General features: G+C 38.0%; 14 protein-coding genes and 1 riboswitch. Of the genes, 7 read left to right on the top strand and 7 right to left on the bottom strand.

Going from position 1 to position 15,955, the window contains the following annotated elements; genetic code table 11:
- Positions 1–150 precede the first annotated feature (150 nt).
- From B9T35_RS14140 to ftsW, 5 genes are all read left to right on the top strand, one after another.
- Positions 151–432 (top strand): FeoA family protein, encoded by a 282-nt coding sequence (locus B9T35_RS14140; protein ID WP_086191742.1) that lies wholly within the window; start codon positions 151–153, stop codon positions 430–432.
- A complete protein-coding gene (gene feoB / locus B9T35_RS14135; RefSeq protein WP_086191741.1) occupies positions 429–2,291 on the top strand; it encodes a ferrous iron transporter B in 1,863 nt (620 codons plus the stop codon). The genes B9T35_RS14140 and feoB overlap by 4 nt, the downstream gene beginning before the upstream one ends.
- Positions 2,292–2,320: 29 nt before the next feature.
- The gene (locus tag B9T35_RS14130; protein ID WP_086191740.1) at positions 2,321–2,572 is read left to right on the top strand and encodes a DUF6587 family protein; all 252 of its coding nucleotides are present in this window, start codon (positions 2,321–2,323) and stop codon (positions 2,570–2,572) included.
- Positions 2,573–2,734: 162 nt separating this feature from the next.
- A complete protein-coding gene (gene murD, locus B9T35_RS14125; RefSeq protein ID WP_086191739.1) occupies positions 2,735–4,081 on the top strand; it encodes a UDP-N-acetylmuramoyl-L-alanine--D-glutamate ligase in 1,347 nt (448 codons plus the stop codon).
- 22 nt (positions 4,082–4,103) lie between these two features.
- The gene (ftsW, locus tag B9T35_RS14120; RefSeq protein WP_086191738.1) at positions 4,104–5,300 is read left to right on the top strand and encodes a putative lipid II flippase FtsW; all 1,197 of its coding nucleotides are present in this window, start codon (positions 4,104–4,106) and stop codon (positions 5,298–5,300) included.
- Positions 5,301–5,378: 78 nt separating this feature from the next.
- Here ftsW and gluQRS read toward each other — a convergent pair whose 3' ends face one another.
- From gluQRS to B9T35_RS14085, 7 genes are all read right to left on the bottom strand, one after another.
- On the bottom strand, positions 5,379–6,311 hold the full coding sequence (gene gluQRS, locus B9T35_RS14115) for a tRNA glutamyl-Q(34) synthetase GluQRS (protein ID WP_086191737.1): 933 nt from the start codon (positions 6,309–6,311) through the stop codon (positions 5,379–5,381).
- 2 nt (positions 6,312–6,313) lie between these two features.
- Positions 6,314–6,841: an RNA polymerase-binding protein DksA gene (dksA, locus tag B9T35_RS14110; RefSeq protein ID WP_086191736.1), complete on the bottom strand. Its 528-nt coding sequence runs from the start codon at positions 6,839–6,841 to the stop codon at positions 6,314–6,316.
- Between the two features lie 207 nt (positions 6,842–7,048).
- Complete coding sequence (gene cpdA, locus B9T35_RS14105) at positions 7,049–7,855, bottom strand: 3',5'-cyclic-AMP phosphodiesterase (protein ID WP_086191735.1); 807 nt, start codon at positions 7,853–7,855, stop codon at positions 7,049–7,051.
- A gap of 9 nt (positions 7,856–7,864) precedes the next feature.
- Entirely contained in the window at positions 7,865–8,485 is a 621-nt protein-coding gene (locus B9T35_RS14100) for an NUDIX domain-containing protein (protein WP_086191798.1), read from the bottom strand.
- 75 nt (positions 8,486–8,560) lie between these two features.
- Entirely contained in the window at positions 8,561–10,456 is a 1,896-nt protein-coding gene (gene thiC, locus B9T35_RS14095; protein ID WP_086191734.1) for a phosphomethylpyrimidine synthase ThiC, read from the bottom strand.
- A gap of 199 nt (positions 10,457–10,655) precedes the next feature.
- Positions 10,656–10,785, bottom strand: a riboswitch (TPP riboswitch).
- A gap of 52 nt (positions 10,786–10,837) precedes the next feature.
- Positions 10,838–11,824 carry a hypothetical protein gene (locus B9T35_RS14090; protein WP_086191733.1) on the bottom strand — a complete coding sequence of 329 codons (987 nt, stop codon included), beginning with the start codon at positions 11,822–11,824 and terminating at the stop codon, positions 10,838–10,840.
- 122 nt (positions 11,825–11,946) lie between these two features.
- Positions 11,947–13,026, bottom strand: a complete 1,080-nt coding sequence (locus tag B9T35_RS14085) for a hypothetical protein (protein ID WP_171264290.1) — start codon at positions 13,024–13,026, stop codon at positions 11,947–11,949.
- A gap of 338 nt (positions 13,027–13,364) precedes the next feature.
- Between B9T35_RS14085 and B9T35_RS14080 the strand changes: the two genes are divergently transcribed.
- Together B9T35_RS14080 and phoU are read left to right on the top strand one after the other, a co-directional pair.
- On the top strand, positions 13,365–14,681 hold the full coding sequence (locus tag B9T35_RS14080) for a TolC family outer membrane protein (protein ID WP_416202447.1): 1,317 nt from the start codon (positions 13,365–13,367) through the stop codon (positions 14,679–14,681).
- Positions 14,682–14,784: 103 nt separating this feature from the next.
- Positions 14,785–15,516 carry a phosphate signaling complex protein PhoU gene (gene phoU / locus B9T35_RS14075; protein WP_086191731.1) on the top strand — a complete coding sequence of 244 codons (732 nt, stop codon included), beginning with the start codon at positions 14,785–14,787 and terminating at the stop codon, positions 15,514–15,516.
- Positions 15,517–15,955: the final 439 nt, after the last annotated feature.

Genomic DNA, 15,955 nt, shown 5'->3' with positions numbered 1-15,955 from the left:
ATCATTTTATAGTTGAAATGTAGACTAAAACAGCTTTAAAGTCGAATGAGCGTTACTGAATGAGAATTGGAATCAAACCTTACTTAGTAATTATTCTCATTTGTATGTATAATCAACTAAATTTATGCATCTTTATTAGGGTCAGTTGCAGTGCGTTTGTCAGAATTGAAAGTGAAGCAGACGGCCATTATCACTAAGGTTAATCGGGCATTAGATGATGATTCGAGTCATCCCGACCTTGTTGCTAGTCGCTTGGAAACATTAGGTTTTATTCCTGGAGCAAGTGTTCAAGTCATTACCAAAGGTATATTTGGCGGTGACCCTATTCTTATTCAAATTGGTTTCACTCGCTTTGCTTTACGTAAAGTTGAAGCTGGAAAAATTGAAATAAGTGTTGAAAATAATTTAGAAGTGAAAGGAGTTACCGCATGAGCGAGGCTTTACGTATTGCTTTAGTGGGTAATCCTAACTGTGGTAAAACTTCATTATTCAATCATTTAACAGGTACACGCCAAAAAGTTGCAAACTATGCAGGTGTGACAGTTGAACGTAAAACAGGAACGTTCACTTTGCCTTCAGGGCGCGCGGTTCGTGTACTGGATTTACCGGGTACATATAGCTTAAATGCAACCAGTCCAGATGAAGCGATTACGCGCGATGTGGTACAAGGTAAAGTTGCAGGTGAAGAGCAACAAGACGCATTTTTATGTGTGGTTGATGCAACGAATTTGCAGTTACACCTTGGTTTAGTGCTTGAAGTGATTGAATTGGGTAAACCCATTTTACTTGTACTGAACATGATGGATGAAGCACGCCGTCGTGGTATGCAAATCAACACGCAAAAATTGGTGCAGCGCTTAGGCGTTCCTGTCGTTGAAACTGTTGCAGTCCGTGACTCTGGTATTATCAATCTGATGGGTGCATTGGATCGAGAGAAATTCCATACTCCTGAAACAGAATTGAGTGATGTGAAGCTTTCGGGCAGCAATCATGAAAAAATTGATCAACTTCTAAAAGATGTGGTGCAGTTTGTTGACCATGAAGATAAGCGTACTGATTTTTTAGATAAGATTTTCTTACATCCAGTATTTGGTTTGCTTAGCTTAGCTGTAATGATGTTTGTGGTATTTCAGGCCGTATTCTCTTGGGCTGAACCGATCATGACTCGCATCGAAGATTGCTTTGCATGGTTGGGTGAGCAGATCGGTGGGTTGATTACTCAACCTTTGCTACACAGTCTTGTGGTTGATGGAATTATTGCGGGTGCGGGAGGCGTGGTTGTATTCTTGCCACAAATTTTAATTCTATTCTTCTTTATTTTAGTATTAGAAGAATCAGGTTATTTACCTCGCGCGGCATTCTTATTGGATAAGTTGATGTTTAAAGCCGGCTTAAGTGGTCGTGCTTTTATTCCTTTACTGTCTAGTTTTGCCTGTGCTGTTCCTGGAATTATGGCAACTCGTAGTATTCAAGATCCACGTGATCGATTGGTAACTATCTTTGTTGCACCGTTAATGACGTGCTCAGCACGACTTCCAGTTTATGCGTTACTAATTGCTGCTTTTATCCCAGCTCAAACGGTTTGGGGTTTTTTAAACTTACAAGGTTTAGTGCTCTTTGGCTTGTATATGTCAGGGATTGTCAGTGCTTTGGCGGTTGCATTTGTTCTGAAATTTTTTCAAAAAGATAAGTCACAACATGCTTTATTGATGGAATTGCCGAGTTATCGTATTCCAGATATCAAAAGTATTTGGATTGGTCTATTAGATCGTGCCAAAATCTTTTTGAAACGTGTGGGTGGCATCATCTTCGCGCTTTCAATTTTACTTTGGTTTTTATGCACATTCCCACAACCACCTGAAGGTGCAATGCTTCCAGCAATTGATTATTCATTAGCGGGTATGCTTGGGCATCTGATGCAACCGATTTTTGCACCACTCGGATTTAACTGGCAAATCTGTATTGCCTTGATTCCTGCAATGGCAGCACGTGAAGTGCTCGTTGCATCATTGGGTGTGGTTTATGCTTTATCGACCACGGATGAAGATGCAGTATCTAAAGGTTTAGAAGCATTAATCACAACTGGTGATTTAAAGTGGTCATTGGCGACAGGCTTATCATTGTTGGTTTGGTTTATTTATGCTCCACATTGTTTGGCAACCTTAGCGACTGTGAAACGTGAAACAGGTTCGATGAAAACTGTTTTGGGTATGACGGCTTATTTATTTGGTTTGGCTTACCTCATGTCATTCCTAACGTATCAAATTGCATCAGGTTATTTTGGCTTATAAAAGTGGGTTAATAACTGAAGGAGATTGAGATGATTGAAGTATTGATTGTTGCTATTTTGGTTGCTTGGAGTGCTTTGGTTGTATTTAAAAAAGTATTTCCGAAATCTGCATTTAAAGTTTTTTTAAAGCTGTCTCAGTTATGTCAGGCAAAAGGTTGGAATGGTTTAGCAACTTGGCTTAAACCTGCAATGGTAGCAGGCTGTGGTGGCGGTTGTGGTTGTAGTAGTAATGATGCTGAATCTAACAAAAAAACTGAAATACAGGCAGTAAAGTGGAAGTAAAAATCTTCTAACTTGCTATAAACTAAAAAAACCGTCATTTATGACGGTTTTTTTACGCACTGACACAAAAAATCATAGAGAAAGTGAAAACAGAAAAAGCATTCAAAACAGCAAAGTGCTAACATTTTGCAAGTTTTAAAAAATCAAATGCTGGTGGGCAAAATGTTAATACAACGTGGTGGTTTAAAGGTTGTTGCAGGGCTTGGAGTTTCAGGTGTTTCTGCGGTAAATTTCTTGCATGAAAAAGGCTACCAAGTTGCTGTGACAGACTCGCGTGAAGTACCACCAGGGCATGACCAAATTCCAGCAACTGTTAAAACCAGTTTTGGTCAGTTAGATCAAGAATTATTACTGCAAGCTGAAGAAATTATTATTAGCCCAGGGCTTGATCCAAAAATTCCAGAAATTCTAGCAGCGATTGCTCAAGGCATTCCTGTGGTTAGCGAAATTCAGATTTTGCGCCGTGCAACTGATAAAGCAATTGTTGCGATTACAGGTTCAAATGCCAAAAGTACAGTAACCACGTTGATTGGTTTAATGGCGAAAGATGCAGGTAAAAAGGTGGCAGTCGGTGGGAATCTCGGTCGTCCAGCTTTAGATTTAACCAAAGATGATCCTGAACTTTATATTCTTGAATTATCGAGCTTTCAGTTAGAAACTACTTCAAATTTAAATGCAGATGTTGCTGTAGTTTTAAATTTAAGTGAAGATCATTTAGATCGCCATGGCGATATGTTTGCCTATCACACGGCAAAACATCGCATTTTCCAAGGCGTGAAAAAAGTCGTGCATAACCGTGATGATTCTTTGACACGTCCATTGGTGCCTGATGCAACGCCGATGCAAAGTTTTGGCTTAAATGCACCTGACTTAAATCAATATGGTCTTTTAAGAGAAGATGATGGCACAATGTGGCTTTCGCGTGGTCGTGAGCGTTTAATCAAAAGCTCAGATATTTACATTCAAGGTACGCATAATGTTGCCAATGCTTTGGCGTGTTTGGCTCTCGGTGAGGCGATTGGTTTACCGTTAGATTCAATGTTAAATACGTTGAAAGATTTTAAAGGCTTAGAGCATCGTTGTGAATTTGTAAAAGAAGTGCATGGTGTTCGTTACTATAATGATTCTAAAGGAACCAATATTGGTGCAACATTGGCCGCAATAGATGGGCTCGGTGCAGCGATTGAACCACAGCATGCAAAAGTTGCGATTATTTTAGGTGGGCAAGGCAAAGGGCAAGATTTTACCGCTTTACGTAATTCACTACAAAAATATGTAAAAGTAGCCGTCTTAATTGGTGAAGACCAACCTATTATCGAAACAGCACTACAAGGTACAACTACACTATTACATGCTGAATCTTTAAAGCAAGCTGTAGAATTATGTCAAAAGCATACGCATGAAAATGATGTGGTGTTATTGTCGCCAGCATGTGCAAGTTTTGATATGTTCACAGGCTATCCACAACGTGGGCATCGTTTTGTTGAATACGTTAACGAATTGAATTAAGAAGAATCATAAGGAATAGAATATGGCTGGGTTAGCTCAGACAACCATAAGTAAAATTAATCAGGTGTATGACCGCTGGTTACCGAAAGTACCTGCCGAGATTACGCCACGAAATGTATTAATATTTTGTGTAATTGCATTGCTGTGTATTGGCTCGGTCATGGTGGCATCAGCTTCTATGCCGTATGCCGAGCGCATGCATGAAGCACCTTTTCACTACGTCATTCGTCATGCAATTTCAATTGTCGTTGCTTCAATTGCTGCTTTGTGTGTTTATAAAATTTCATTGAATGTTTGGTTTAAAAATACCTTTCCATTTTGGCTATTGACCATTTTTTTATTGGTCGTGGTTTTGGTGGTCGGGACAGAAGTGAATGGTTCAACCCGTTGGATTCGTATTGGTGGGTTTACCTTACAGGCGACTGAAGTTGCTAAGGTGATGATGGCGATCTTTACCGCTGATTATGTGGTGCGTCGTGCGGAAGAAGTCCGAAATAACATTAAAGGCTTAATCCGTTTGGGTGCAGTCATGCTGATTACGGTGGGTTTAATTATTGCGGAGCCTGACTTAGGGGCAACCGTGGTGATTGCAGTAATGATGCTCGGTGTTTTCTTCCTTGCTGGTGCACCATTGATTCAGTTTGGTATCGCTTTTGGCGCAATTTTGACTGCCTTTGTTTTCCTTATTGTATTTGAACCCTATCGTTATGAACGTTTAATGTCATTTTCCAATCCTTGGGCAGACCCTTTGGGTACAGGCTATCAGTTGTCTAATGCTTTAATGGCTTTTGGTCGTGGTGAATGGATCGGTGTTGGATTGGGTCACAGTATCCAAAAAATGTCGTATTTACCTGAGGCACATACTGACTTTATGTTGGCAATTTTAGGTGAGGAGTTTGGCTTCTTTGGAATTGCAACGGTACTCACGCTTTCATTTGCGATGTTGGTGTGTTGTATTAAAATTGGTCATCGTGCTTTAAAACATCAATATTTACGTGCAGGTTATTTGGCTTACGGTATCAGTATCATTTTCTTATTACAGATATTGGTCAACGCGGGTATGAATATGGGTATGTTACCGACCAAAGGTTTGACTTTACCATTTATTAGTTATGGTGGTTCATCACTCATTATGTGTGCGGTGATGATCAGTTTGATTCTTAAAATTGATTCAACAACACGACAGGCAAATCCTACCCGTGAAGAATCAAGTTTCTAAAATAAAGATTATCGCTCTGAAATTTTAAAACGAAAAAGCCATTGAGTGATCAATGGCTTTTTTATGGAGCAATTTTATTCATTGATAAATCCCAGAAATTTCAGTTCCTTTAGGAATACGTTGAATATCCCATTGAGTAACGGCTTGGGCTAACATGCGATGTGGTTGGTCTATCTCTACAGGTGCTTGACCTAAAACATGAATGGCTTGTTGTAAAAGTTCAGGTGCTTTATTTGGATCAAGTGCATGAGCATGCGTTTGTTTAGAGAGTTTCTGACCACGATCATTCATGACAAGGGGTAAATGCATATATTGCAATTGTGGATAATTTAGAACTTCGGCTAAGTAAATTTGACGTTCTGTATTGTCTAAAAGATCAGCGCCACGAACCACATGGGTAATACCTTGTAGATAATCATCGACAACGACCGCTAATTGATAATTGATAATGCCATCACGACGTTTAAGCACAAAATCACCTAAGTCATGTTGTAGATTTGAACAATGCTGACCTTGTAAGCGATCTTTAAAACAAATGTTTTGATCCGATACTTTGATACGAAGGGCTTGATTCTCGAAGGGTAAAGCTAAACTTCGGCATGTTCCTGTATAAATGTGATTAGAACCTAACATTTTACGTCGACATTGGCAGGCGTAGATCTGTTGTTTTTGCTTGAGTTGATCAATAACCGCTTCGTAAATTTCTAAACGATCTTTTTGGAAGATGATAGGGGTATCAGATTGAAATTCAAAGACATCCAAACATTTGAGAATATGTTCTTCACTGCCTTTGTAGATCCGGGGGATATCTGTATCTTCAATACGGACAATCCAAGAGCCACCTTGTGACTTTGCATCACAATAGCTTGCTACGGCTGTAATTAAAGAGCCGAAATGTAAAGGACCGGTTGGCGATGGCGCAAACCGACCTGAGTAACGAGTCAGCGAAACATCGTTTCGCCGCTGCGTAAGAGCCAAGCTAGGCTTGGCTAGATAATCTTCGACAGTCACAATTAACCGTTATTTTGCTTCTCTTTGATTTCAGCCAAAGTTTTGCAATCAATACATAATGTTGCTGTTGGGCGTGCTTCTAAACGACGTAAGCCAATTTCGATACCACAGGTTTCACAGAAACCGTAGTCATCGTTTTTAATTGCTTCAATCGATTGCTCAATTTTACGAATTAATTTACGTTCACGGTCACGCGTACGTAATTCAATTGCAAACTCTTCTTCTTGAGTCGCACGGTCATTGACATCAGGAAGTGCAGAAGACTCATCTTGCATCGTATTTAAGGTACGATCTACTTCAGACATTAACTCAGCTTTCCACGCCAATAAGATTTGACGGAAATGCTCAAGTTGCCCCTCAGACATGTATTCTTCATTTTTTTTCGGCTGATAAGGCGCGATCCCGAATAGACTCGCGGTAGAACCGCTTTCAGATGCTTTTGGCTTAGCTTTACGCGTACGTTTAGCCTTGTCGCCATCTAGAAGCTCAGTGTTATCTTCTAAGACTTGATTTTGGTTCTCATTCGCCATATAGGGCATTCCTCATCATATACGTATTCTATACGCAAAAAATATGGTGATATGCAAGTGTTTTTATCGCTTCCGATAGAATGTTGCCATCGGGGGTCGTCATCATATAGATTTTTTACCAAAGATGAAAGTCATGAATCGATTGATCTGAACTTGCACTCATCCTACTGGACGAATAACTTAATGCAAAAAAACTAAAATGAAAAGCTAATAACCTGAAATTTCTTTATTTATCTTTTGTTCGAAATTGGTTAAACGATGAATTTGACTTGCAAACTCTCCATCTGATTTTAAATGTAAACAACGGTAACCAGGTGCAACTTCATCTAAAGCAAAATCTTGACTTAAAGGTTTGAATTGTACGCAGGTTGAAGGTGTAGATAAAAAATGTATATTATTCCATATATGTAACGAATCTTGATGTACATGTCCACAAATAACGGCTTTGATATGTGTAAACTTTGCCAAAAGATCCGTTAATGCAGGTGTGTTTTTTAATTTATGTTGATCAATCCACTGTGACTTCATGTCAAAAGGATGATGATGGCATGCCAAAATAACGTGCTTATTTTCGTGTTGTTGTAAAAGTAATTCTAAGTGCTGTAATTGCTCGGGTTGAATCCAACCATCTACTTTACCTTTAACTGCACTATTTAATAAAATAATGCACCACTCATCGAAATCGAGGACGGCAGGTACTGGTTGAGGTACATGAAAAGGGAAAATTTCGGCTTTGTCATGGTTTCCGGGAATTTGAAAAAAGGGGATTCCAAGATTTTGCATGTACTTTACATAGCGTGCATAGGTTTCAGGTTTTGCCACTTGGGCTAAATCACCTGTATGTACAATGGCATCAATATGTGGGTATTCAGCCAATAGATCATCAATAACAGCATGAAAGCTTTGTTCAGGATTCATATTTACAAATTCAGTCTCAGCACGATCCATTAGATGCGTATCTGTAATTTGTATAATAATTTTATCTGTATGTTTAAAGTTTTTCACAACTGACATGTCTTTCCCCTAGACATTCGGTAATGCTGCTAAACGCTGTCGCAACCATTGCAAAGCCATAATGATTGGCGCATTTTTTAACCGTTTACTTTTTAATAAAGTATTTAATTCAGCATATTGAATAAGATGTAATTTTATATTTTCGCCTTCTTCAGGCATTCCAAATATACCACCATCGGTCGGTAAAGTCGCTTGAGCAGCATATAAATGAAAAATTTCATTACATGCACCTGCTGAAGGATAGAAGGTAAATAAATGCTCTAAGGCAGTAATAACACATCCAGACTCTTCAATACTTTCACGACGAATACAGTTTTCAGGTGATTCATCACCATCCAGTACACCTGCGATGATTTCCAGTTGCCATGGTGAATCAAGATCATCCATTGCACCAACACGAAATTGTTCGATCAGTGCAAATTTTTGTTGCTGATCATCATAAATCAATACACCTGCTGCTTCTTTACGTTGAATGAGTTCGCGCTGAATGATAGGTGTATACGTTTTTTGATTGAATAAACGATGACGTAATTTCACTCGTTCAACTTGAATAAATCCTTGATACAAAGATTCACGAGAGTCGATTTCAACATCGTTGTTGTTATAAGTTGCTTGTTGAAGGATGTCCATAAACTCAATCAGAACGAAACGCATTTATTTCATCCTAACTGAGATTATCTGGAAGACAAATATTTTTTTTACGCTTTAAACCTTATGGTACAACTTTTGACCGTGTTCCTGATAAACGGCTTTCATCGCATTGAGACCTGCTTCAACTTCAGGATTTGACTCTTTATTCTCTTTGGCGATATTCTGATTTTTCGCATAATCTCGCACGTTTTGAGTAATCTTCATTGAGCAGAATTTAGGGCCACACATTGAACAGAAATGCGCAGACTTATGTGCATCTTTGGGCATGGTTTCATCATGCATTGAACGTGAGGTATCTGGGTCTAAACTGAGATTGAATTGATCTTCCCAGCGGAACTCAAAACGTGCTTTGGACAGTGCATTATCACGCACTTGTGAACCGGGATGACCTTTAGCTAAATCAGCCGCATGCGCCGCAATTTTATAGGTGATGATGCCATCTTTCACATCTTTCTTATTCGGTAAGCCTAGATGTTCTTTGGGTGTGACATAGCACAACATTGCTGTGCCATACCAACCAATCATTGCAGCGCCAATCGCAGAGGTAATGTGGTCATAACCCGGTGCAATATCCGTCGTTAAGGGACCCAGTGTATAGAAAGGTGCTTCTTGGCAAACTTCAAGTTGTAGATCCATATTTTCTTTAATCATATGCATGGGTACATGCCCAGGACCTTCAATCATCACTTGTACATCATGTTCCCAAGCACGGTGTGTTAGTTCACCTAAAGTACGAAGTTCACTAAATTGCGCTTCATCATTGGCATCTTGAATACAGCCTGGACGTAAGCCATCACCTAAGCTAAATGAAACATCATAGGCTTTCATGATTTCACAGATTTCATCAAAATGTGTGTAGAGAAAGTTTTCTTCATGATGAGCTAAACACCACTGCGCCATGATTGAACCGCCACGTGACACAATGCCCGTTAAGCGATTTGCAGTAAGTGGGACATAACGTAAAAGTACACCTGCATGAATGGTAAAGTAATCTACGCCCTGTTCAGCTTGTTCAATCAGGGTGTCTTTAAAAATTTCCCATGTTAAGTCTTCGGCAACACCATCGACTTTTTCTAAAGCTTGATAAATAGGCACTGTACCAATCGGAACAGGTGAGTTTCGAATAATCCATTCACGGGTTTCATGAATGTTCTTACCTGTCGATAAATCCATGATGGTATCTGCGCCCCAACGTGTTGCCCACGTCATTTTGGCAACTTCTTCATCAATTGAAGAGCCCAGTGCAGAGTTACCAATATTGGCATTAATTTTGACCAAGAAATTACGCCCAATAATCATCGGTTCAATTTCAGGATGATTAATATTGGCAGGAATAATCGCACGACCTTCGGCAACTTCTTTACGGACAAATTCAGGTGTAATTTCTTTTAAGTTTTTTGCACCAAAATTTTCACCCACATGTTGGCGCATATCGACACCATCACGTTGACGCTGATTTTCACGAATCGCAATATATTCCATTTCGGGCGTCACAATGCCTTGGCGGGCATAATGCATTTGCGTTACATTTTTACCAGTTTGCGCTTTGCGTGGTTTTGAAATATGTGCAAAACGGATATTCGCTGTACGAATGTCATTGGCACGTTGTTGACCAAATTCTGAAGATAGATTATCTAAAAGTTCAGTATCTTGACGTTCTTCAATCCACGCATCACGGACATTGGGTAGACCTTGATTTAAATCAATTTGAACATTTGGATCGGTATAAACACCAGAAGTGTCATATACCATCACAGGTGGATTATATTCACCACCTAAACCTGTAGGTGTATCAGTCAGGCTAATGGCACGCATTGGGACTTGAATGTCAGGGCGTGAACCTTGGATATAGACTTTAGATGAAGCGGGTAAAATACGGGACAAATCTTTGGCATCTTGCTCATGTTGAGCAGAAAGATCTGTTGAAGAGAGATTCGTTAATTGGTTCATTACAATGATCCTTATGAATGACATCAACGAATCAAGCACGACCAAAAACGGTGGCAATTTATCGGTATTGAATAAGTATGCAGAAAATTGCAATTCAATAAACTTCTTACATTCATTTTAACAAACACTTTATTTTTTCTTTTAAGAAGAAATAAAAGGCTCTATGTAAAAAGTTGAATCGATAAACTTTGGGCTGTCAGTTTTTAGATGGCTTGATTCCTACGCAGGTATTAACCTGATCAGGTTCAACGGTACTCATCCTCAAATAATCTAAAATTGAATATTTGAATGATCTCAGCGAGAATTTACTCGCGCTCCGTCAAGCGATGGATCAATATTAACATGGGGTTGTTGCAAATACACTCACATTAAATATCTGGATTAAGGTGTGTCATAACATAGGGCATCAGAATGACATTCACGATTATCGCTAATCTGTTTTAAATTCAAATGCTTTTTGACTAAATCATAAGGTTCGCTATTTTTAGTATTCAGCTGAGGATAGCTTTCTGCCATCATTTCCAAGAAATACTGTGCAGATAAAGTCACTTGTGTATCAGGTTGTTCTGTTAGCCATTCAATCGCTTGTTTGGCTTCAGGGTCAGCCCAGTGGAAACGGTGATCATGAAATTCAAATGTAGGTGAATTGTCAGAACCGAGAAAAATTAAATTTTGATATTCATTGAGTAGGAATTTTGCATCATGGATAAGTCTACTTTTTGGATATTGGGCAATATACTTTTCCCAAAATAGAGCACGTTGAGCCAGTTCTTTTCTTGGAATACTAATAGCAGAATCAGAATATAAAATATCGGTGTTGTCTTTTGCCATGCGTCGTATAAATTCAGCATCTGCTGGAGGAAGAGATGCAGCAAAATAATCAGCCACATACTGTGGATGGCGCTTTAGTTCGAATAAACCCTCACCAATATCTAAGAATTGAATATATTCTTTACCTATTTGATCAATCAGATATTGGTCACGTTGCGGTAAAGATTTCTTAATGGTTTTTACATTGCCTTGACCTAAATCTTTTGCATTTTCTGGATAAAATGCTACATATCCATAAGCATTCAATCCTTCCATTGATTCATTGCCTGATTTAGTTTCTAAAAACTGTTGATACATTTGTGTAGAGGCATCTAATACTTGATAAATCTGGATTTTATTCAGTTTTGGAAGGCACTTTTTGATGTCTACATTGGCTTGCATAAGGGTCTCAATTTTGCTGCTATGATTGATTTTTTTAAGCTGATCAATGAGGTTGTCACAATGATTAATCAATGTTTTTTGAGTGATGCTATCAGACTGAGTAGTTGATGTTTTAGCTGTAATTTCAACGGAATTTTTTGGCTTTTCACAAGCCATTAGACTGAATCCACAGAGTAGGTATAAAACAAATTTAGGCATTTTTATTTTGGTGGTAATTGAATATTATTTTATAATACTTTAAATACAAAGAAATAGACGCTCAGTATTAAAGATAATCATTAAGAGCTACGTATTTGACAAACAGCATCACTGAAACAGTCTTTTTTAGCTTTATCGCTGAAATCAATGTTCTTTAAATTGAGGTATTGACTGAGTTGGGCTTGTGTTAACTCATGTGCATGTGTGTTTTGGTCAAGAGGATGATTTAGCGGAATTTTGAGCTGACGTTGCTCATGACTCATTTGCATAAAGATGATAAATTTACGCGCTTGATCTGCAAGAACACTATTTTTTTGTTGAGCCAATTGTTTAATTTCAGACAACGTTGTCGGTGATAAATCATCTAAACCATCATAATGCTCTGAAAGCGGTGATGCATCTAAGCCTTTAAATAGCAGAGCCGTATAAATCTGGCTGAGGTATTGCGCATCTTTGACATAGCTACTGGAAGGGAATCGTTTCTGATACTCTTCCCAAAATTGTGCTCTACGAATAATCTCATCCGTAGTAATTTTAAGACGATCATTATATTCAAAGGCTTCAAGATTTTGCCGAGCCAGTTCTTCAATAAATTCACTCTCAGCATCGGGTAAGTAAGGTGCAAATACTTTGGCGAGATACTGTGGACTACGGCGATAACTGACTTGGTTTTTATCTTGCTCGATCAACTCAACATAAGCTTGCCCTTTATGTTTTAACAAATATTGATCACGAATATTAAGCTGTTCAAAATGACTTTGTTGAATGGTTGGATAGAGAGATTGATCTAAGGCATACGTTTCAAATGCTTTTTGCTGTGCAGGTGTGCGTTGCACTTCTAAAAATTGTTGATACATATCTTCTGACAATTGCATCAATTTTTTTTGTTCAGGAAACTCTAAAAAAGACAAACACATTCGTAAATCTTGATTGACTTGTTCAAGTGCTAAAGTGGTTCTTTGAGCATTGATTTGCAACATTTCTTTTTTTAAGTTTTCACAAATTGCATTTAAATCGGGTGATGTATCGGATGGAGTTTGTTGTTCTTTTGAAGCATGAATAGTTTCAGGTACAGGTCTTTCACAAGCAGTTAATAAACTGCTTAATATAAAAATAAGAGGCAAGAAAATAATCGTTACTTTTCGGAAAGGACGAGTCATATACGCATTAAATTAAACATGAAATAGAGAGGTTGAAATTGTAGAAACGCTACAAGATGCTATTCTTGCTTAAATTATTCTAAATGAATGAAATGTTTTGTAATTCTTTGAGATAAATAGGTAAATTAAGTAAAAGTTGTTTTAAAATAATACGAAAATGGATAAAACATGAGTGGTTTGAACAGAATTTGCGAGATTGATCAAAACAAAAAAGATATCTCAGTGGGATATGTTATCTTGATTTAAAATATTTATACTGAATCTGAAAGCTGTTTCCCTTTTGAAATTTACGTAATGAGAATATGAAAAAAAAAGCACTTTTTGTCACAAGCTTGTTCATGCTCAGTCCATTCAGTCATGCACTTGATTTGGTGGAAGCATATCAACGTGCAAAAAGCACGGATCCAAACTGGCAAGCCAATGTGTATCAATATCAGGCTGATCAGTTGAATTTGGGTATAGCGGGAGGGAATCTATTACCCACAGTTACGCTATCGGGAAATATCACCCGCAAGTATCAAGAGATGAATCAGATTGATACTTCAAATACAGGAAGTGGCAATTTTTTTCCTACCGAAGACTTGGTGACATCAACATCTACGACGAAACAGATTGCTGTAACCGCGCGACAGCCTTTATTTCGAATAGATGCATGGCAAGGCTATAAACAAGTCAAAACTTCTGTGCAACTCAGCGAAGTGACACTGAAACTACAACAGCAACAACATATTTTAAATGTGGCTGATGCCTATTTTAATGTACTTAGACAACAAGCATTAACAATAACTAATCTAGAAGAAGAAAAAGCCTTACTTGAGCAGTTAAAGATGATGAATGCTAAGCTGAAAGAAGGCTTAGTGGCTCGTAGTGATGTGAGTGAGGCCGATGCACAATATCAAAATGCCCATGCAAATCGTATTGCGATAGGTGTACAACTGATTTTAGCTCAAGAACAATTGGCGCAATTGATTGGACCTTATCAGGAGCAGTTGGCTGTATTACGAGATGATTTTCAATATCAAAAACCGATTCCAGCATCATTACTTGAATGGTCAAATCTGGCTCAAAGTCAAAATTTAGATATTCTTCAAGCACGTTTGCAACAGCAATATGCAAATGATGAACGTCGTGTTGAAAAAGCAGCACTTTATCCGCAAGTCGATGCTGTTCTAAGTTATGGCTTTAACAAGCAAACACCTGAAACCATCATTTCAGGAAATGGTCAATTTGATCAAATTGGCGTTGAAATGAACTGGAGTGTTTTTAATGGTGGAATCACCAAGAAAAAAATTGAAAAATCTTCAGTAAATGTCAAAAAAACAGAAGCTTTATTAGATGCTGCTATTCGTAAAGCCAATACCGATGTCAAAAAATCATTTCTTCAGGTAGAAACAGATCAAGCGACTTTACAAGCTAGGAAGACAGCAATGCAGTCTTCGCAATTGGTTTCAAGAGCATCTCATGCACAATATAATGAAGGGCTTAAAAGTATGGTTGATGTGCTATTAGCGCAAAGAAATGCATTTGCATCCAAGCAAGATTATGTGAATGCACAATATGACTATGTCCTGAACGTTCTGCGCCTTAAGGCATCAGTAGGGCAGTTGACTGAGCAAGAAATCGAACAGATGAATACCTGGCTGATCTTGAAATAAAGATAATAGGGTCAAGATCAAATTGTCATAAAAGATTCATCATTGCTATGCTTTAATAACAAAAAACCATACTGTCCATTGCGCTACTTGTGGAGTAAAAAACTTGAGCCCAACAAATCCTGTTTTAAGCCATCATATTTCTTCTCAGTTTAATGAAGATTTACAGGATGTGAATACGAAATTTATGACAATGGGCGGATTGGTCGAGCAACAAGTGGCCAATGCAATCCATGCCTTATTAGATACCAATGCAAACTTAGCGATTGATGTGCAATTCCAAGACAATGTTGTGAATCGTTATGAACGTGAAATTGATGAGCAACTGACTTTGATTCTAGCGCGTCGCCATCCTGCTGCAATTGATTTGCGTATGGTGATTGCGATGAGTAAAGCCAATACAGATTTAGAGCGTATTGGTGATGAAGCCGCGAAAATTGCACGTATTGCACAAACTTTATGTGAAGAAGGTGAGTCTCCACGCGGTTATATGGAAACACGTCATATTGGTAACCAAGTTCGTGTGATGATTCATGATGCCTTAGATGCTTTTGCTCGTGTAGATGCTGAACAAGCTTTAAAAGTATTATTGGCAGATGCTGATATTGACCGTGAGTATCAATCTGCTACACGCACACTGATGACCTATATGATTGAAGATCCTCGTCATATTAGCCGTGTAATTAATGTGATGTGGGTACTGCGTTCTTTAGAGCGTATAGGTGATCATGCGCGTAATATTTCTGAGCAAGTGATCTATATGGCAAAAGGATATGATGTGCGCCATACCAGTGTTGAAGAAATTGAAGAGAAAGTTCAAGGGACGAATAAACATTAATTCAATTTCGATCCATTTAAAGCTCTACTTTCGCGTAGAGCTTTTTTTATTAAACCTTTTAAATAAAAAAAAGTGATGAATACTTCTATAGGATGTTTATTGTTTAGATTATTTGGCGAATGTATGGCGAATAAAAAGACAAAAAAATTCCTGAATCTTGGGGAAAATTCAGGAAAGAAAATGAAACTTTTAAATAGTGCTTTAGCTTACACAAACATATCTCTTTGTGATGTAGTTAATATAATAAAAATAAACGTAACTTGCACTAATAATATTGTGAAGCTGTGTAAGTTTTTATGAAGACTATGTAAATAACCTAAAAAATTGAGTATTTATTTTAAATTTATTGGGTAAAACAATATTCTAAGCGATCAATAATAAAGAATGTGTAGTGAAATTTCAGATTAATGATGAGGATGGATTTATATCCATTGTAAAC

The sequence above is a fragment of the Acinetobacter sp. ANC 3832 genome, assembly GCF_002135415.1.
Lineage (GTDB): Bacteria > Pseudomonadota > Gammaproteobacteria > Pseudomonadales > Moraxellaceae > Acinetobacter.
The sequence above is the reverse complement of the archived record's forward strand: the minus strand, read 5'-3'. Positions and strand labels throughout refer to the sequence as shown.

Bases quoted from the DNA above. Each gene is read 5' to 3' on its own strand.
- murD (WP_086191739.1), top strand. From the start codon at position 2,735: ATGTTAATACAACGTGGTGGTTTAAAGGTTGTTGCAGGGCTTGGAGTT.
- thiC (WP_086191734.1), bottom strand. From the start codon at position 10,456: ATGAACCAATTAACGAATCTCTCTTCAACAGATCTTTCTGCTCAACAT.
- ftsW (WP_086191738.1), top strand. From the start codon at position 4,104: ATGGCTGGGTTAGCTCAGACAACCATAAGTAAAATTAATCAGGTGTAT.
- B9T35_RS14100 (WP_086191798.1), bottom strand. From the start codon at position 8,485: ATGGACATCCTTCAACAAGCAACTTATAACAACAACGATGTTGAAATC.
- B9T35_RS14130 (WP_086191740.1), top strand. From the start codon at position 2,321: ATGATTGAAGTATTGATTGTTGCTATTTTGGTTGCTTGGAGTGCTTTG.
- B9T35_RS14085 (WP_171264290.1), bottom strand. From the start codon at position 13,026: ATGACTCGTCCTTTCCGAAAAGTAACGATTATTTTCTTGCCTCTTATT.
- cpdA (WP_086191735.1), bottom strand. From the start codon at position 7,855: ATGTCAGTTGTGAAAAACTTTAAACATACAGATAAAATTATTATACAA.
- dksA (WP_086191736.1), bottom strand. From the start codon at position 6,841: ATGGCGAATGAGAACCAAAATCAAGTCTTAGAAGATAACACTGAGCTT.
- B9T35_RS14090 (WP_086191733.1), bottom strand. From the start codon at position 11,824: ATGGCTTGTGAAAAGCCAAAAAATTCCGTTGAAATTACAGCTAAAACA.
- B9T35_RS14080 (WP_416202447.1), top strand. From the start codon at position 13,365: ATGCTCAGTCCATTCAGTCATGCACTTGATTTGGTGGAAGCATATCAA.
- feoB (WP_086191741.1), top strand. From the start codon at position 429: ATGAGCGAGGCTTTACGTATTGCTTTAGTGGGTAATCCTAACTGTGGT.